We start from the raw sequence: 17,641 nt of genomic DNA, 5'->3' as shown, positions 1-17,641 counted from the left end.
GAGCCTCGCATCCCTGCGGCACGCTCGCTATCGGGGTATCCCCCTAAATCTCCCTGCCCTAAATCGCCCGAGCACGGGGTCGAATGTCGGTGGAATAAACGACACTATTAACACGGTTGCTTCGCACGCGGCCTGTTCTGGCGCGCACACCTCTCCCACCAGCTACCTCCGACCGGAATGCCCATGACTGAAACCACCCCGATCGCTGTTCCGACCGCGGATGACCGACAAGCCGCCGCGAGCGCCTCACTGAGCGCACGCAACCGCCTCGTCATCAGCCTGCTGCTCGTCTCGACCTTCGTCGTCATCCTCAACGAGACGATCATGGGCGTCGCGATCCCCCACCTCATGAAGGATCTCCACATCTCGGCGTCCGCCGCCCAGTGGCTCACGACCGCCGTGATGCTCACCATGGCCGTGGTGATCCCGATCACGGGCTTCCTGCTGCAGCGCTTTCACACGCGTCCGGTGTTCATCACCGCGATGACGTTGTTCAGCTTCGGCACCCTGATCGCCGCTGTCGCACCCAACTTCGAGGTGCTGCTCGTGGCGCGCGTCGTGCAGGCCTGCGGCACCGCGATCATGATTCCGCTGCTGTTCACCACCGTGATGACGCTCGTGCCAGAGCAGTCCCGCGGTCGCACGATCGGCAACATCTCGATCGTCATCTCGGTTGCCCCGGCAATCGGCCCGACGATCTCCGGCATCATCCTCGACCAGCTGGACTGGCGCTGGATGTTCATCCTCGTGCTTCCGATCGCGATCGCCGCGCTCATCCTGGGCGCCATGCGCGTGCCGAACGTCACGGAGCCGCGAGTGACGCCGATCGACGTCGTGTCCGTCGTGCTGTCCGCGTTGGGTTTCGGCGGGCTGGTCTACGGTCTCAGCAGCCTGGGCGCTCCCGGCGGCGGCATCACCAAGCTTTCGGGATGGCTGCCGATTGCGGTGGGCGTGATCGGGCTTGCACTGTTCATCTACCGCCAGATCCGCCTCCAGCGCCGGGATCGCGCGCTGCTCGACCTTCGCACCTTCCGCTCGAAGACCTTCAGCTACGCGATCGTCATGGTCATGATCAGCATGATCGCGCTGTTCGGCACGATCATCCTGCTGCCGTTCTACACGCAGCGGGTGCTTGGGCTCGACGTGCTCAGCACGGGGTTGCTTCTGCTACCCGGTGGGCTGCTCATGGGTCTCCTCGCGCCGTTCGTCGGCCGCTTCTATGACGCCCGTGGCACGAGACCCCTTGTGATCCCCGGGGCGATCATCGTCAGCGCCGTTCTCTGGTCGCTGACCTTCCTCGGCGTGGGTACCTCGTTCTGGTGGGTGCTGGTTGCCCACATGTCACTGAGCTTTGGGCTCGCACTGCTCTTCACGCCGCTGTTCACCGCGGGCCTCGCGGCGCTCAAGCCCGAGCTCTACTCGCACGGAAGCGCAATCGTCGGCACGGTCCAGCAGGTGGCTGGCGCGGCGGGAACCGCGCTGTTCATCTCCGTGATGGCCATTGGATCGGCGCCGCTGCTCGAGGGTGGGGCTTCGGTCGCGGAGGCCACTGCCTCGGGAATCCATGACGCCTTCCTCTACGGCGGGGTCATCTCGCTCCTGGCCATCCCCGTGGCGTTCTTCATCCGCAAGCCGGCCAGCACGCCTGACCACCACGAGGCGGTCTCAGCGGCGCAGTGATCGGCAACTGAGCGTGAAGCCCACCCAGCCCGCGAGCAGGGTGATGCCGAGTGCGATCAGGATCTGGCCCCCACGGCTCGCGTAGCGCTCCGGTGTTTCTGCCAGTTCGCCGCCGAGCGGAGCATGAGAGCTCGGGAGCCCCGGGTAGAAGGCCATGTCCGACATCGGCGCATAATGCCCCCACCCCGCGACGAGCGAGAGGTGGGTGCACACCAGGACGATGCCGACGAGCAGGAACGCCCCGCCCATAACCAGGACGCCCCAGCGTCGTATGAGCGGAGCAATGATCACGTCCCTGACGTTACCGCATTCTGTGTACCGTTCTGTCCACTTAGGTGACGTCGTCGATAATCTCCGGGCTGCAAGCATCTCCTCCCGTAGACTTCGCACATCACATCGGCAACGGCGCTGGAAGGATGATCATGATTCCCGACATCAACTATTGGGCGGTAATCCTGGCCACGATCTCGACGATGATCGTCGGCTCGATCTGGTACACCCCGAAGGTCTTCGGGAACTACTGGATGAAGGCGGCCGGAGTGACACCGGGCAAGGCGAGCGACGCGGTCGGTCCGATCGTGACCACGGTGATCGTGAGCTTCGTGACCGCCTGGACTCTGGCCGGCACGGCGTTCATGGCCTGGACGTTCTACGGCGGCGGCTTCTTCGTGAGCGCCGTGGTCACCGGCATCCTGCTCTGGGCGGGCTTCACCGCTGCCCGCTTCATCACTCACGACGCCTTCGACAAACGCCCGGCCGGGCTCACCGTGCTGAACATCGCACACGAACTGGTCACGATCGTCATCATGTCCGTGATCATCGGCGTGTGGCCGCCGGCTTGAGCCTGCGGTCGCGGCGTCATTCTGCCCTCGCGGCACCGCTGAGGTTCAGCTCACTCCAGTAACGCCGTCGCAGTATGGCTCGCTCCACGAAGGTCCACGCGGTCGTCGTGACCAGGTAGAGAGCTGCGGCGAGCGGAACGAACGCGGCGAACACAACGGCGACGAAGGGCAACCAATTCAGGATGCCGGACACGCCCGCGGGCATTGCCGGGGCGTCCGTCCTCTGGGCCGGGGTGGCCTCCGGAGCGAGCCGCAGAGCGGTGCGGCGAGAAAACCAGGCCGTTGTGCACATGATCGCGAAAAGCACGGCGTACACCGCGATGCCGGACACGCCAAGGCCCGATGCCACGAGATGCGTGAACGACGCTCCCAATGGCACACCCAACAGATGTTCCGTGAGCAACGCGTTCGGATGCCCGTCGACCGTGGTGCGCAGGAAAAGGGCGTACACGAGCGAGAGCACGGGCGCCTGAGCGAGCGTGGGCAGTATCCCGGCAAACGGCGAGACCTTCTCCTCCTTGTACAACGCCAGAGTCTTCTGCTGCAGCAGCTGCGGATTCTTCTTGTACTTGCGCTGCAGCGCCTGGAGCTTGGGTGCGAGCTTGCGACGCGCCCACTCCGCCTTCACCTGGGAGACGCCAACGGAGACGAGCGCGGAGCGCACGAGCACGGTGAGAACGATGATGGCGACGGCCGCGGCCGCACTGCCCGCGATCGGGGTGAACAACGTTGCTATTCCCTGGACGAGCGCGTAGACGGCGCCCAGAACGGCAGCGATGGGAGGAAAGGAAAAGAGGTCCACGAAAAGAGTCCTTGCAGTCGACAACGGAGGGGTGACCGTATGGCCACGACACCCGCCTCCTCGTGCAGAGGGACAGGACGGTTACGCGGCCGCTATCGACCGCGCGGGGGCTCGGGTGAGTGGACGCCCGGCCGTGGACGGATGCGACGGCGCGGGCATTCCGCTCAGCGCCTCACGATGTGCGTGGGCGCGTCGACCGACGACGATCTCGCGAGAGCCCGTGACGAGTGCCGCGGAGCGAACGGCAACGAGGCCTGCGATCGCGACGGCCGCGATGCTGGCGACCAGCACCGTCGTGTGTCCGCCCTGCGCCACGGCAAGCGCGACGAACAGCATGGTCGAGAGCACGACCATCCGTTCCTGCAGTGCGCGCATGCGATCCTCTCGGGCTTCACCTTCGACGCTACAACAGGGCTGCACGACCCGACATACTCCGGGCGTGGTATTCGCTCAGGGCGAAGAGCTACAGCTCCCTGCGCCGGAAGAGCAGCGCGGCCACCGCGACGAGCAGGATCGACAGCGCGAGGGACGTCAGCACGGGCCACAGGGATGACGGGGTGGTCGTGTGCGTCGCGAGCGTCGCGGCCTGGCCGGGAAGTCCCGCGGGCGAGTAGTCCTTGAGCGGCGTCCAGATGGAAGCGATCGACAGCAGTGCATACACTCCGATGCCCGCACCCGCCGCTCCGGCCGCGGAAGAGATCAGCACCGAGAACAGGGTCATCACGGCCATGAACAGCACACCGTAGACGAGCCAGACCAGAGACGACGTCCACAGCGGGCCGCCCGGCGATGCGCCGAAGACCACGGCGGTGACCGCCCACGTGACGAGCGTTCCGAGCACCACGAGAACCGCCAGGAAGAGCGAGTGCACGACCGCCTTGACGACCACGAACGCGCCGCGCGACACCGGCTTGGTGAGCACGAGGATGGCCGTACCGCTTCTCGTCTCCGCCGAGACGATACCGCCGTAGATGATGATGAAGGCGAACAGGGTGATCTGCGAGAGGTTCTTGATCCAGGCCGCATACGCATCGACATGGGTCGGATCGGGAAGTGTGATGGCTCCGAGTTGGCTGCCCGCCAGCGCGCCGACGATCTCGGGCGTGAACCGGGCGATCACCGGTCCGCTGAGCGCGAAGAAGAGCAGGATCGCCGGGAGCACCCAGATCCGCCAGGTGCGCACGATCTCGCGCAGTTCCTTGCCGATGAAGACGCCGTAGCCGTTCACGACGCACCACCGCCGACGAGCTCGACGAAGACCTCTTCGAGGCCGAGCTCCCCCGCGTCCAGCCGAGCGAGGCCGATGCCCTGGTCGCTGACCATCGCGGGGATGTCGTGCTGTGCTGCGGCGACATCCGTCACCGTCACCTCGATCGAGCCCTGGGGCCCGCGGGCGACGGATGCCGTCCAGTCGCGCCGTGCGATAGCCGCGGCAAGGGCGTCCGCACCCTCGGTCACCTCGACGACCACCTTCTGCTTGCCGTAGCGACGCTTCAGTTCATCGATCGGCGCCTGCGCCACCACACGGCCGTGATCGAGAATGGCCACCGAGTCACAGACGCGCTCGACGTCACCGAGGATGTGCGTGGAGAAGAACACCGTCGTGCGGCCGCGCAGCGACACGATCATGTCGAGCACGTCCTTGCGCCCCATCGGGTCGAGCGCACTCGTAGGCTCGTCGAGCAGCAGCAGCCGCGGAGCGTTGACGAGCGCCTGCGCGACGCCGAGACGCTGCTTCATGCCGCGCGAGTACCCACCGATTTTCGTCTTCACGTCGCTGAGGCCGGCGAGATCGAGCAGCATCGCGGTGCGTTCGGTGAGGAGTGTGCCGCCGAGCCCGAACAGGCCGCCGGCAAAGCGCAGAAAGTCCGCCGCGGTCATCCACTCGTAGAACGCAGGAACATCGGGAAGGAAGCCGATCTTCGCGCGCACCGCGTTGCCCGCCGACGCCACGTCGTGACCGAGCACTTCGATGGAGCCGGAGGTCGGCCGTGCGAGCCCGGTCACCAGGCGCAGCATCGTGGTCTTGCCCGCGCCATTGGGCCCGAGGAAGCCGAAAATGGATCCCTCGTCAACCGAGAGGTCAATGGCGTCGAGCGCGCGTTTGGGACCGTAGCTCTTGCTCAGCCCGGTGGCACGGATCGCAGGGGTCACGGAGCGCCCGAGTCGTCGCGGCGGCCGTAGAGACTGTCTGCGATCGAGTCGGTTGTCGTGGCGCTCGCGCGCGAGGGCGCGGGCTGTTCTTCCGGCACGTCGGTCTTACGCCCGATCACGAAGTAGAGCACCGGTCCGACGAGATTCACCAGGAGGATGATCGCGACCCACACCCACTTGTTGCCGAGTGCCACCTGGCTCAGCGGGCGCCGGTAGAGACTCACGAGCGCAATCACGTCGAGTGTGATCTCGATGGCGGCTACGACCGCGATGACGACCAGAATGCCCGTGGGAAGCGTAGACAAATCGGGGTTCATCGTGGTCTCCTTCTCATCGCCGCGCCACCGCAGGCCACACCTGCGAATTTAGCAGCGCACAGGGAATGTCGCGTGACGAAACATACCTGGGCGGTCAATCCCGGGCGGCGACCGACCTCGCGAGGCGTTCGCGCGGCATCCGCAGTGCATAGACGGATGCCGCAAGCATCAGCACCACCGCCGATCCGAAGGCCGCGGGGAATGACACCGCGTCCACGAGCGCGCCGGCTGCGAGCGGTCCGATGATCGCCCCGAGGTCCGAGAACGCGGAGAAGATCGCGACGGGCTGACCGTTTCTGCCGGTCGCGGCATCCCCCACCGCTGCCGCGGGTGCCGTGCCCATGAACGCGGCGGCAATGCCGTAGACGCACAGGAGTGCCGTCAATGTCCAGATGTCCCCGATGAAGGGCATGGCGAAGAGGGTGACGCCGCCGAGCGCGTACGCACCGACGATCGCGGGACGACGACCGATCTTGTCAACGAAGGTGCCTGCCGGGCCGAGCGCGATGGTCTGGGCTGCGGCAGCGACCGCGAAGGCAATGCCGGTCCAGAGCTCCGGCTCATGCAGCACCTCGACGACGAGCACCGGGATGAGCGCGCTGCGCACGCCGAGGGAGGCCCAGCCGGAGGAGAAGTTGGCCAGGCACGCGGCGCGGAACCGTGGATCTGCGATGACGCCGCGGAAGGGAATCGCGGGGGTGGCATCCGCCGTCTCGGTCTTCGCGTGCTTCGACACCGGACGCAGGAAGGCGAGTCCGACCGCGCCCGCGACGACGAGGGTTCCCGCGTAGAAGAAGAACGGCGCGCGCAGCGAGATCACGGCGAGGAGCCCGCCGAGTGCAGGCCCTGCCATTCCTCCAATGAGGAAGCCGCCCTGGTAGAAGCCGACGGCACGACCGCGCATCGACGGTGCCGTCGTCCCGAGCAGCAGCGTCATGGCCGAGATCGAGAACATGGCCGAGCCGATGCCGCCTGCACCGCGCAGCACGAGCACCTCGAGATAGCTGTGCGCGATACCGACGAGCGCGCTCGACACCGCGACGATGCCGATGCCGATCGCGAGGATCGTGCGCTCGCCGATCCAGTCGATGAGCTTGCCCACGAAGGGGCTCGCGACCAGGCGCATGAGCGCGAAGGCCGAGACCACGGCACCGACCTCGGTGTAGCCGACGTGGAAGCTCCGCACGAACACGGGCAGCACGGGCACGACGACGCCGAATCCCACCATGACGAAGAAGGCGATGATGCCGAGGACGATGACCTCGCGGGAGAGGCGGGGCTTCACTGCAGGGGTCGACACTGTCTCAGGCTACGGGGTCGTGGAGTTGCCGGCGCACGTCACGGGATGAGCGCGAGTTTGCCGCCGGGATGACCGGTCTGGAGGAGTTCCAGCGCCTCGATCGCGCCGGCGAGCGGGAAGGTGCGCGCGACCGGAACGACCAGCTCGTCGCGGGCCGCGAGGTCGATCAGTGATGCGCGCACCGAATCCCGGAACGCCACGCTCGGCCCCCGCCGACCACCGATCGCCAGGATCCCGTCGCGTTCGGCCCGCTGCGGCGCGGCGATCGTCACGATTCGCGCGCGATCGCTCACGAGGGCGAGGGACACATCCACCGCCTCGTCCGTTCCGACCGTGTCGAGCGCAACGCTCACGCCCTCGCCTGCGAGCTCCCGCACGCGCTGTTCGAGTCCTGCGCCGTAGGGCACGGGCTCAGCACCGAAGCGCTCCAGCGTGGCGAAGTTGCGCGGGCTCGCGGTGCCGATCACGCGCATGCCCAGAAGCCTCGCCTGCTGGACGAGGCTCACACCGACCGCACCGGATGCGCCGTGCACGAGCGCGGTCTCCCGGGCCTTCGCCGCGGTCACGTGCAGCATGTCGGCCGCCGTCGCGCCCACGAGCAACAGGTTCGCCGCCTCGGGGAAGCTGAGATTCTGCGGCTTGGCGAACACATCGCGGGCCGGAACCGTGAGCCGTGACGCATAACCGCCCCTGGTCCGGAAGGCGAGCACCTCGTCGCCGAGAGCGACCGGACCGGATGCGATAGCCGGGGGGCCGGCGCTCGGGCCGATCGCAGAGATCACTCCGGCCACCTCGTAACCAACAGCAATCGGGAGCGTGCTCGGGTCTCCACCGCGGATGTTCTTGGCATCGGCCGGATTCACCCCTGCCGCGCGGACGTCGATCGTGACCTCGCCCGGGCCCGGAGTCGGAACCTCCGCTTCCTCGAACGCGAGCACCTCGAGCCCGCCGAATCTGCGGGCAACCCACCTCATCGCGCTGGTCATGGCCTCCTCCTGTTCCTGCGCTGGGCTCGCACTAGGCGGCCCCGATCTCCATTGCCTGCGCGGTCAGCCCGACCGAACGCAGGCGGTCGGCGATGAGCGGCGATTGGTGCGCGATGATCAGTTCATCTGCGTCGACGGATGCCGCGAAGTTGTCGAGGAAGCCGCGCACGGTCTCCGGCGTGCCCACCGCCGTGTACCGCATCATGTTGGCGATCTGGCGCCCCTGCGGTGTCGTCAGGAAGGCGTCGATCTCCTCGTCGCTGTAGTGCGGAGCGGGCTGGCTGACCCCTCCGAGGTCCACGGCGACCGGGCCGCGCGAGATCATGCCGCGCACCCTGGCGCGACGGGTCGTCTCGAACTGGCTCACGGCATCCGCCTCGTCCTCTGCGGCGATCACGTTGACCCCGGCGATGACGTACGGCTCTGCCAGCTGCGCAGAGGGCTCGAAGTCTCGGCGATAGGTCTCGACCGCCTCGAACAGGGCGTCCGGCGCGAAGTGCGATGCGAAGGCGTAGGGCAGGCCGAGCGCCGCCGCGAGGCTCGCACCGAAGAGCGAGGAACCCAGGATGTAGAGGGGCACGTTGGTTCCAGCACCCGGCACCGCCTGCACACCGGGAATCACCGACTCGCCGCGCAGGTACCCCTGCAGCTCGAGCACGTCCTGGGGGAAGGTTTCTGCGGACGACGGGGTGCGCCGCATCGCCCGCATCGTGTTCTGGTCACTGCCGGGAGCGCGCCCGAGTCCGAGATCGATGCGACCGGGGAACATACTCTCGAGAGTGCCGAACTGCTCGGCGATCGTCAGCGGCGCGTGGTTCGGGAGCATGACGCCGCCCGCGCCGAGACGAATGGTCGAGGTGTGCGCGGCGACGTGACCGATCACGACGCTCGTGGCCGACGAGGCGATCGTCGCCATGTTGTGGTGCTCCGCGTACCAGACGCGCAGGTATCCGCTCTTCTCGGCCGCCTGCGCCAGCGCGATGCTCGCCTCGAAGCTCTCCCTCGCGGTCTGTCCCTCCGCGATCGGGGCGAGATCCAGAATGGAGAGCGAGAGGGACATGCTGCATACCTTCTTTGCGGTCGGGATCAATCGATCCGGGTCGTGCGCGGCGGCGAGACAGGTCGCCACACCCAAGTCAACCGCACTCGCGTCTGGATCGTTCCCGCGCGGCGAGGTTGCCGGTGTCATCGGCGCGGGACAGACTGGGAAGCGGATGTCCGACGCCACCAGGTCCGACACCACCAGATCGAGAAGAGCACCGCATGGCTGAGCCAACAGAGGGTCGCGTCGCGGTCTACATCGACTTCGACAACATCGTCATCTCCCGCTACGACCAGAAGCACAAGCGCAGGCGCGGGCAGCAGGACAGCCTGCGCGACATCACCGCGGAGTCACTGCGCGCGGATCCCGCGCTGGCAGCACGCCTGGCGGAGGCGCGAGTGGATCTCGGCGCTGTACTAGATTTTGCGTCGTCGTTCGGCTCCATCATCGTCAGCCGCGCATACGCCGACTGGTCAATCGAGGTCAACGCCGCCTACCGCAACCAGCTCATGGAGCGGGCGGTCGAACTGGTTCAGCTGTTTCCTGCGGTCAGGCCCGCGAAAAACGGCGCGGACATCCGCCTCGCCGTCGACGTCGTCGAAGATCTCTTTCGACTGCCCGACATCACCCACGTCGTGATCGTCGCGGGCGACTCCGACTACATCGCGCTCGCCCAGCGCTGCAAGCGACTCGGGCGCTACGTCGTCGGCATCGGCGTCGCCGGCTCGACGAGCAAATTCCTGGCCTCGGCGTGCGACGAGTTCGCCGACTACGACGCGCTGCCCGGGCTCACGGATGACGACGACAGCGACCTCGACGAGGCAGAGCTCGATGCCGACGCCGACGATGGGACCGCGAGCAACTCAGAGGGCACGGCCACATCGGAGTCCTCGCAGGGCGGCACCGCCACGAAGCGCGGCAGGTCCACCGGCCGCAGGGCCACAACGGCCACTGCTACCGCTGCTGCCTCGGATTCCCGCGTCAAGCCCGCCGTCGCGAAAGCCGCAACCGACCTGCTCCGCCGTGCCCTTCGACTGGGGCAAGCGAAGGAAGACGTCGACTGGATCGCCAGCTCAGCAGTCAAGAACCAGATGCTGCGGATGGACCCGTCGTTCCAGGAATCCGCGCTCGGCTACAAGACCTTCACCGACTTCGTGAAATCCCGCCACAACATCGTCGAGCTCAAGGAGGAGGGTCAGCTGCGGCTGATTCGGCTGCGGGTTTCCCGGGAAGTAGAGAAATAGCACCGAGAGTCGATTGGCCTCTACCCCGTTCGTCATAGAGGTGTCAGTATCGACCGATCGGAAGGATTTCCCATGCGATATTCGCTACTTCTCCACAACCAGGAGGCCGAAGAGGCCGGCGTCACCGAGGAACAGATGGCACCGTTCCGCGCGGCCTTCGACGCCTACGCCACGTCGCTCGACAAAGCCGGAGTGCTCGTGTCTGCCGACATCCTGCAACCGTCCGCGGCGGCCACCACGGTCACCCTGCGCGGTGGCACCCTGCAGGTTCAGGATGGCCCCTTCGCCGACACGAAGGAGAAGCTCGCCGGCGCCTTCGTGATCGAGGTGGCCGATCTGGATGCCGCCATCGCCTGGGCGGAAAAGTGCCCCGGTGCGCAGTACGGCGTGATCGAGATCCGGCCGTCCGAGATAGTGTTCCGCGACGGACAGTGGCAGACGCTGGTCTGACGGTTGCGGCACGCGCCGAGCAGGTGGCCCGTGCCTCCTACGGTTGCTACACGATCCAGTGGCAGCGAGTTTCGAGTGCGACGGACCCCGGCATCCAGCGATTCCAACCGGCCTGGGCGACCCGAGCCCACCTGCTCGCCGAACTGGGGCAGTCGATGACGCGAAAATCGCCTTTGCCAGGGCGATCTCGCTCACGACCGATCCGCGACTCCGCGACTACCTGCAACGGCGCGGCGATTCGATCACCTAGCCGCACCCTGCGGCGGGTGGACATCCGGCATCGCGCTCGATTTTCCTCCCCGGCAACAACGGCATAGTCTCGCAGGCATGCCTGTCGACTCACCGATCGCCGCAAGGCCCTCGCGCGAGCCCGGGCTGTTCAGCCGCGGCTACCTGTGGGTGACGATCGGATCCTGCGCTCTCGTCTTTCTCTCCGCCTTCGAGTCGCTCGCCGTGACGACCGTGATGCCGATCGTCAGCGCCGACCTCGGCGGCGCGAGCCTCTACGCGCTCGCCTTCGCCGGGCCGCTCGCGACGGGTGTGATCGGCATGGTCGTGGTGGGCAACTGGTGCGACCGCATCGGACCGGTCACTCCGCTGTACACCTCAACCGTGCTGTTCACCGTGGGGCTCATCGTCGCGGGCGCGGCAAGCACGATGCCGATGCTTGTGGGTGGTCGCCTTCTGCAGGGGCTCGGCAGCGGCGGCACGACGGTCGCGCTCTACGTCGTGGTGGCGCGCGTGTATCCGGCCAGGCTGCATCCGTCGATCTTCGCGGGGTTCGCCGCGGCCTGGGTCATCCCCTCGCTCGTCGGCCCGGTTGCCGCGGGCTTCGTTGCGGAGACCTGGAGCTGGCACTGGGTGTTTCTCGGAGTCGTCGGGCTCGTTCTCCTCGCCACCGGGATGATCGTGCCCGCGCTACGTGGGCTCGAGCGCGGCCGTGGAGAGGCGGCCCTCGCGCCCTGGGCTGCGGGCCGTATCGCGTGGTCCGTCATCGCCGCCGGCTGCGTACTCGCGCTCGACCTGCTCGCGGACATCCCGACCATCGGCGGTGTTCTCGCGGTGGCGGCCGCGGTGGTCGCGGTCGTGGCGGTGCGCCCGCTGCTGCCGCGCGCGACCTTGCGTGCGAAACGCGGACTGCCGAGCGTCATCCTGCTGCGCGGGCTCGCTGCCGCCACCTACTTCGGCGCGGAGGTGTACCTGCCGTACCTGCTCATTGCGGACTACCAGTTCTCGGCTAAGCTCGCGGGCCTCGCACTCACCCTCGGTGCCGTCGCCTGGGCAGGTGCCTCCTGGCTCCAGGGCCGGATGAGCGAGACCATGCGCCATGCAACGTGCACGGTCATCGGATGTGCCCTCGTCATCGTCGCGATCGTCGTCGCCTTCGTGACCGCGCTGTTCGCGCTCGACCCCATGATCGCGATCGTGGGCTGGGCGATTGCGGGCGGCGGCATGGGGCTCATGTATCCGCGCATGAGCACGCTGACGCTCGCCTTCTCCTCGCCAGGAAACCAGGGGTTCAACAGCTCGGCGCTGACGATCGCCGATTCCCTCGGCGGAGCACTCGCTCTCGCCGCCACGGGCCTCGTGTTCGCGAACAACTCCTTCGCAGGGGTGTTCGCCTTCACCGCCGCGATCGGCGTGCTCGCGCTCGTGATCGCACCGCGCGTCTCACCGCGACGCGTCGCCCGCACGGGGGTTCCGGTGGGCGACAGCGTCGCGTTCGACTGACTTCTACTGCTGGGCGCGCTCCAGCACCAGTTCGCGAACGCGTGCGGCATCCGCCTGGCCCTTCATGGCCTTCATGACGGCGCCGATCACGGCACCGGCCGCCTGCACCTTGCCGTCGCGGATCTTCTCGAGAACATCGGGCTGGGCGGCGAGAGCCTCGTCGATCGCGGCGATGAGGGCGCCGTCATCCGAGACGACCTTCAGGCCGCGCTTCTCGACGACCTCGGCCGGCGATCCCTCTCCCGCGATGACGCCCTCGAGCACCTGCCGCGCGAGCCGGTCGGTGAGCTCGCCGGAGTCCACGAGCGACACAAGCGCGGCGACGTGCTCTGGCGACACGAGCGATGAGGGGTCGGCATCCGCGATGTTGGCGAGCCTCGCGATCTCGCCGGTCCACCACTTTCGGGCGGACTGGGCCGTCGCACCGGCCGCAACAGTCTGCTCTATCTCGGTGAGCAGGCCCGAGTTCTGCACGTCCTGGAACTCGAGGTCGGTGAAGCCCCACGCCTCCTTGAGCCGGCGACGACGGATGGCCGGCGCCTCGGGCAGCGCGGCACGCAGCTCCTCGATCAACTCGGCCGAGGGCTCGACCGGCAGCAGGTCTGGCTCGGGGAAGTAGCGGTAGTCATCCGCGTCGCTCTTCGGACGTCCGGCGGAGGTCACGCCCGTGTCTTCGTGCCAGTGGCGCGTCTCCTGGGTGATCGTGCCGCCCTTCGCGAGGATGGCCGCCTGACGCTGGATCTCGTAGCGGATGGCACGCTCGACACTGCGCAGGCTGTTCACGTTCTTGGTCTCTGTGCGGGTGCCGAGTGTGCCTGAGCCACGCGGCGAGAGCGAGATGTTGGCGTCGCAGCGCAGGTTTCCGCGCTCCATCTTCGCCTCGGAGATGCCGAGGGAGACGACAATGTCGCGAATGGTCGAGACGTAGGCCTTCGCGAGCTCCGGGGCGTCGTGTTCGGCTCCGGTGATCATGTTGGTGACGATCTCCACGAGCGGAACACCGGCACGGTTGTAGTCCACGAGCGAGTGATCCGCACCCTGGATGCGGCCGGTCGCGCCGCCGACGTGCGTGAGCTTGCCCGCATCCTCTTCCATGTGCGCGCGCTCGATCGACACCTGCACGACGCGGCCGTTCGGCAGTTCGACCTCGACGTTGCCGTCGTGAGCGATCGGCTCGTCATACTGGCTGATCTGGTAGTTCTTGGCGAGGTCGGGATAGAAGTAGTTCTTGCGTGCAAAACGGCTCGATGGCGCGATCTCGCAGCCGAGTGCCAGGCCGAGGCTGATCGAGTACCGTATCGCCTGCTCGTTGACCACGGGCAGGGAGCCCGGCAGCCCGAGGTCTACCGGCGTGATGTTGGTGTTCGGCTCACCGCCGAAGAAGTTCGGTGCGTCCGAGAACATCTTGGTGCGCGTGTTCAGCTCGACGTGCACCTCGAAGCCGAGCACCGGCTCGAACAGTTCGAGGGCCTTGTCGAAGTCCATCAGTTCTGCCTTGGCCATCAGGCACCCACCTTCAGCTCGGGGGCCTGGCTTATCAGCGTGTGCCCCCACTTGTCTTCGAGCAGCGCCTCGAGGGCCGCTCCCACCGAGTAGAGCCGCGCATCCGCTCTGGCTGGCGCCATGAGCTGAATGCCCGTGGGCAGGCCGTCCTCGGGCGCGAGCCCCATGGGCAGGCCCATTCCGGGCACGCCGGCGAGGTTCGCGGGGATCGTGGTGACGTCGTTCAGGTACATGGCCAGCGGATCCTCGAGCTTCTCCCCCAGCTTGAATGCCGTGGTCGGCGCCGCCGGGCTGATCAGCACGTCCGCCTTCTCGAATGCGGCGTCGAAGTCGCGCTGGATGAGCGTGCGCACCTTCTGCGCGCTGCCGTAGTAGGCGTCGTAGTAGCCGGCGCTGAGCGCGTAGGTACCGAGGATGATGCGACGCTTGACCTCTGGACCGAACCCGGCCTCACGCGTCGCGGCCATGACATCCTCGACCGTTCCACCGCCGGGTGGGTTGACGCGCAGGCCGAAGCGCACGGAGTCGAACTTGGCCAGGTTGCTCGAGGCCTCCGCGGGGAGGATCAGGTAGTACGCGGCGATCGCATACTCGAAGTTCGGCGCGGAGACCTCGACGATCTCGGCACCGGCCGCGGTCAGCACCTCGAGCGATTCTGCAAAACGGCTGCGAACGCCGGCCTGGAAGCCCTCGCCGTTCAGCTGCGTGACGACACCGATGCGTACGCCCTTGAGTGAACGATCGCGAGCCCCGTCGCGGGCCGCATCGGCGAACGACGGCCAGGCATCCCCCAGCGAGGTCGAGTCGCGCGGGTCGTAGCCGCCGATCACGTCGTGCAGCAATGCCGCGTCGAGCACCGTGCGGGTGACAGGACCGACCTGGTCGAGGGATGACGCGAGCGCGATGGCGCCGTAGCGCGAGACTCCGCCGTAGGTCGGCTTCACACCCACCGATCCGGTGACCGCCGCGGGCTGCCTGATCGAGCCTCCGGTGTCTGAACCGAGCGCGAGGGGAGCCTCGAAGGCGGCCACCGCGGCGGCCGAACCGCCGCCGGAGCCACCGGGGATGCGGTCCAGGTCCCACGGGTTGTGGGTTGCGCCGAACGCGGAGTGCTCGGTGGAGGAGCCCATCGCGAATTCGTCCATGTTGGTCTTGCCGAGGGGAACGAGATGCGCTTCACGGAGCTTGCGCACCGTGGTTGCGTCGTACGGCGGCACCCAGCCCTCGAGCATCTTCGAGCCAGCGGTCGAGGGCATGTCGATCGTGCAGAGCACGTCCTTGATGGCGATGGGAACCCCCGCCAGAGGCCCAAGCTTCTCCCCCGCCGCACGGCGTGCGTCGACATCCGCGGCAACATCCAGGGCGGCGGATGACACGTGCAGGAAGGCGTGGACGTCACCGTCGACCGCGGCGATGCGATCCAGGTGGGCGCGGGTCGCCTCGACGCTCGAGACCTCCCTGGCCTCGAGTCTCGCGCCCAGCTCGGCCGCGGTGAGTCTGGTCAGATCAATCATTGTTCTTCTCCCAGGATCGCGGACACACGGAATCTGCTGCCGTCGTGGTCGGGCGCCCCGGCGAGCGCCTGCTCCGTCGTGAGCGTCTCGCCCGGCACGTCGGGCCGGAACACGTTGACCATTCTGATCGGATGGCTCGTAGCCGGAACATCCGCCGTCGCCACCTCAGACACCTTCGCGATCGAATCGATGATCACGCCGAGCTCGCCGGTGAGCTTCTCGATCTCCTCGGGGGTGAGGGCGATCCTGGCGAGGTTTGCGAGGTGTGCGACCTGATCTGTGGTGATCGCGTCGCGGGACTCAGGACTGGTTTCAGACATACGGCTCCGTGCTCAAGGCTTCGCGGGAATACGGCAATTCTAGTCGGTGGGCACCCGGCGCCTTCCGCAGGAGCCGCGTCCGGCGACGGTCAGCGAAGCGTGCGGCTCGCATCCATCGTCGTGCCCTGGGTGACGAGCGACCCGTGGTTCAGGCCGATGAGCGCAAGGTTGCGCATCGACTCAGAACCGGGCGCGAAGTAACCGAGGTGGCCGGCGGACGCTGTCAACGCGTTATGCGTGATCGGGTCAACGCCGCCAGCCACACTCATCCTGTGGGCACCAAAGGTGCTCGACCCCGGGTCACTGCCATAGAAGGCAGAATTGACCACGGGATCCCAGGCTGCTTCCCCCACATAAACATTGTTGTTCGTCACGGACAACGCCGAGGCGGTCTGGGCCGCGCTGCCCGGCGATCCGATCAGCGCGAGGGCATCCACGTGCATCGCGCCCTTGGCGAGTTCGATCATCGCCGCGGTCGAGCCGTAGGAGTGCCCGATCACCGTCACGAACGGCTCAGAGCCGCTGCGCACCGCCTGCACCCCGTCGATTGCGCGCCCGATGAGGTCAGCGCCCTGGTCGGCGAGTGTGAGGGATGCGATGCCCGTGATCCCCGGGGTCTGGTAGCCGATCCAGGCCACGGTGGCCACCGTCTTGCCCGCCATCGAGGGATCGTGCGCGGAGAGTCTGGAAACCCACGCAGTCTGCTCACGGTTCAGATCGGTGGCGACGTTCGTCCAGGTGTTCAGCGCGGTGTCGACCGAGAAGAACATGCCGGGCACGAGGTAGCTCACGTAGTCAGCCGTGGCGAGATCGCCGATGACGATGGCCGCTCTGCCCGAGCCTTCTGACTCGAACGTGAGCAGCGACTTGTCCGGTGCCACAGAACCCGGTGCTGCCTCAGACGTGGGACTCCGCAGCGCCTTCTGCACCTGCTCGAGCATGTGCAGTTTCACTCGCGCGTTGACGATTTCTCCACGACCGAGCCCGCGCATCGACGACTTCAACTCGTGTATCGACGATTTCAGATAGGTACGGTTTGCATCATTGCGCACCTCAAACGGCACACCGGGCAGGTTGCCGAGGACCTCGGGCGAGACCTTCACGAGTGATGCGCGCGCGCTCGGCGAAGCCGCCGCCCACCAGGCCGAGACCTCCCGCGCGGCCGGCGGGTTCTTCACGAGGCCGTGCATCAGGCTCTTGTTCTGTGACACGAACTCGCTCAGTTCTGCGCGCGGCAGCAGGGCGAGCTGGTTGAGCAGCGCCGTGCCCCTCAGTTTCGGCAGCAGCGCAAGATCCACCCTCGTCGCGGCCGTGCCGCCGTTCGCCGTTGCCACCCCATCGCCGACACCCGCGCCGACGCCGCCAGGGGTTCCCACGACCGACGCCTCCGGCTGTGTGAGCGACGCAGGAATGGCCCACGGCAGCGCCGACCCTGTGCCGTCCCCCGCCGCTCCATTCGCCCCCGCAATGATCGACCCCGTGTCACCGGCGCGGATACCAGACAGCAACGGTCCGCGAGCAAGAAAAAAGGAGTCAGTTCGGTCGGTGACCGCGGTCGACACGACCTGCTGACCTATTTCGTGCAGCCCAAAGGCCTCTGCGACGCCATTGACAGCACCAGAGGGGGTAAGTAGAGCTGCGACAATAACCAGCAATTCGGCCTATCTGCTCGCCATCGGCGCCGCGGGGGGACGGCGCCTCAACGAAATTTCCGTGCACCCCCAATAGTAGGGTCATTGTTACCGCTCACCTAGGG

At 67.1% G+C, this 17,641-nt stretch carries 18 protein-coding genes; 5 read left to right on the top strand and 13 right to left on the bottom strand.

The features are described 5' to 3' along the window. Positions 1-177: 177 nt before the first annotated feature. Entirely contained in the window at positions 178-1,680 is a 1,503-nt protein-coding gene (locus tag ABUA28_RS04395) for an MDR family MFS transporter (RefSeq protein WP_407075411.1), read from the top strand. On the opposite strand, the gene ABUA28_RS04390 is transcribed toward ABUA28_RS04395, so the two are convergent. Continuing rightward, positions 1,666-1,971, bottom strand: coding sequence for a hypothetical protein (locus ABUA28_RS04390; RefSeq protein WP_349902733.1), 306 nt, complete (start codon positions 1,969-1,971; stop codon positions 1,666-1,668). The two genes, ABUA28_RS04395 and ABUA28_RS04390, sit on opposite strands and share 15 nt — an antisense overlap. A 131-nt stretch (positions 1,972-2,102) precedes the next feature. Between ABUA28_RS04390 and ABUA28_RS04385 the strand changes: the two genes are divergently transcribed. Further along, on the top strand, positions 2,103-2,522 hold the full coding sequence (locus ABUA28_RS04385) for a DUF1761 domain-containing protein (RefSeq protein ID WP_349902732.1): 420 nt from the start codon (positions 2,103-2,105) through the stop codon (positions 2,520-2,522). Between the two features lie 16 nt (positions 2,523-2,538). On the opposite strand, the gene ABUA28_RS04380 is transcribed toward ABUA28_RS04385, so the two are convergent. The 8 genes from ABUA28_RS04380 to ABUA28_RS04345 all read right to left on the bottom strand — a co-directional run bounded on the left by ABUA28_RS04380 (position 2,539) and on the right by ABUA28_RS04345 (position 9,141). Beyond that, a complete protein-coding gene (locus tag ABUA28_RS04380; protein ID WP_349902731.1) occupies positions 2,539-3,324 on the bottom strand; it encodes a YidC/Oxa1 family membrane protein insertase in 786 nt (261 codons plus the stop codon). A gap of 81 nt (positions 3,325-3,405) precedes the next feature. Then, the gene (locus ABUA28_RS04375; protein WP_349902730.1) at positions 3,406-3,699 is read right to left on the bottom strand and encodes a hypothetical protein; all 294 of its coding nucleotides are present in this window, start codon (positions 3,697-3,699) and stop codon (positions 3,406-3,408) included. Between the two features lie 88 nt (positions 3,700-3,787). Further along, positions 3,788-4,552 carry an ABC transporter permease gene (locus ABUA28_RS04370; RefSeq protein ID WP_349902729.1) on the bottom strand — a complete coding sequence of 255 codons (765 nt, stop codon included), beginning with the start codon at positions 4,550-4,552 and terminating at the stop codon, positions 3,788-3,790. After that, positions 4,549-5,478 carry an ABC transporter ATP-binding protein gene (locus ABUA28_RS04365; protein WP_349902728.1) on the bottom strand — a complete coding sequence of 310 codons (930 nt, stop codon included), beginning with the start codon at positions 5,476-5,478 and terminating at the stop codon, positions 4,549-4,551. The genes ABUA28_RS04370 and ABUA28_RS04365 overlap by 4 nt, the downstream gene beginning before the upstream one ends. Further along, positions 5,475-5,795, bottom strand: coding sequence for a PLD nuclease N-terminal domain-containing protein (locus ABUA28_RS04360; protein WP_349902727.1), 321 nt, complete (start codon positions 5,793-5,795; stop codon positions 5,475-5,477). The genes ABUA28_RS04365 and ABUA28_RS04360 overlap by 4 nt, the downstream gene beginning before the upstream one ends. Before the next feature lie 94 nt (positions 5,796-5,889). Then, entirely contained in the window at positions 5,890-7,095 is a 1,206-nt protein-coding gene (locus ABUA28_RS04355) for an MFS transporter (RefSeq protein ID WP_349902726.1), read from the bottom strand. Between the two features lie 38 nt (positions 7,096-7,133). Continuing rightward, positions 7,134-8,081 (bottom strand): NADP-dependent oxidoreductase, encoded by a 948-nt coding sequence (locus ABUA28_RS04350; protein WP_349902725.1) that lies wholly within the window; start codon positions 8,079-8,081, stop codon positions 7,134-7,136. A gap of 31 nt (positions 8,082-8,112) precedes the next feature. Next, on the bottom strand, positions 8,113-9,141 hold the full coding sequence (locus ABUA28_RS04345; protein ID WP_349902724.1) for an LLM class flavin-dependent oxidoreductase: 1,029 nt from the start codon (positions 9,139-9,141) through the stop codon (positions 8,113-8,115). A gap of 203 nt (positions 9,142-9,344) precedes the next feature. On the opposite strand from ABUA28_RS04345, the gene ABUA28_RS04340 reads away from it, so the two are divergent. From ABUA28_RS04340 to ABUA28_RS04330, 3 genes are all read left to right on the top strand, one after another. Then, positions 9,345-10,367, top strand: coding sequence for an NYN domain-containing protein (locus ABUA28_RS04340; RefSeq protein WP_349902723.1), 1,023 nt, complete (start codon positions 9,345-9,347; stop codon positions 10,365-10,367). 72 nt (positions 10,368-10,439) lie between these two features. Beyond that, positions 10,440-10,817, top strand: a complete 378-nt coding sequence (locus ABUA28_RS04335; protein WP_349902722.1) for a YciI family protein — start codon at positions 10,440-10,442, stop codon at positions 10,815-10,817. Positions 10,818-11,144: 327 nt separating this feature from the next. Continuing rightward, entirely contained in the window at positions 11,145-12,548 is a 1,404-nt protein-coding gene (locus ABUA28_RS04330; protein ID WP_349902721.1) for an MFS transporter, read from the top strand. A gap of 3 nt (positions 12,549-12,551) precedes the next feature. On the opposite strand, the gene gatB is transcribed toward ABUA28_RS04330, so the two are convergent. The 4 genes from gatB to ABUA28_RS04310 form a co-directional block, all read right to left on the bottom strand. Further along, positions 12,552-14,051 (bottom strand): Asp-tRNA(Asn)/Glu-tRNA(Gln) amidotransferase subunit GatB, encoded by a 1,500-nt coding sequence (gene gatB / locus ABUA28_RS04325; RefSeq protein ID WP_349902720.1) that lies wholly within the window; start codon positions 14,049-14,051, stop codon positions 12,552-12,554. Continuing rightward, complete coding sequence (gene gatA / locus ABUA28_RS04320; RefSeq protein ID WP_349902719.1) at positions 14,051-15,565, bottom strand: Asp-tRNA(Asn)/Glu-tRNA(Gln) amidotransferase subunit GatA; 1,515 nt, start codon at positions 15,563-15,565, stop codon at positions 14,051-14,053. Before gatA ends, gatB begins: the two co-directional genes overlap by 1 nt. Further along, positions 15,562-15,885: an Asp-tRNA(Asn)/Glu-tRNA(Gln) amidotransferase subunit GatC gene (gene gatC / locus ABUA28_RS04315; RefSeq protein ID WP_349902718.1), complete on the bottom strand. Its 324-nt coding sequence runs from the start codon at positions 15,883-15,885 to the stop codon at positions 15,562-15,564. Before gatC ends, gatA begins: the two co-directional genes overlap by 4 nt. A gap of 89 nt (positions 15,886-15,974) precedes the next feature. Next, positions 15,975-17,447 (bottom strand): alpha/beta hydrolase, encoded by a 1,473-nt coding sequence (locus ABUA28_RS04310; protein ID WP_349902717.1) that lies wholly within the window; start codon positions 17,445-17,447, stop codon positions 15,975-15,977. Positions 17,448-17,641 lie beyond the last annotated feature (194 nt).

It is taken from the genome of Parafrigoribacterium humi (assembly GCF_040227205.1).
Lineage (GTDB): Bacteria > Actinomycetota > Actinomycetes > Actinomycetales > Microbacteriaceae > Parafrigoribacterium_A > Parafrigoribacterium_A humi.
Note: the sequence above shows the minus strand (reverse complement) of the source record. Positions and strands in the feature narration are given on the sequence as shown.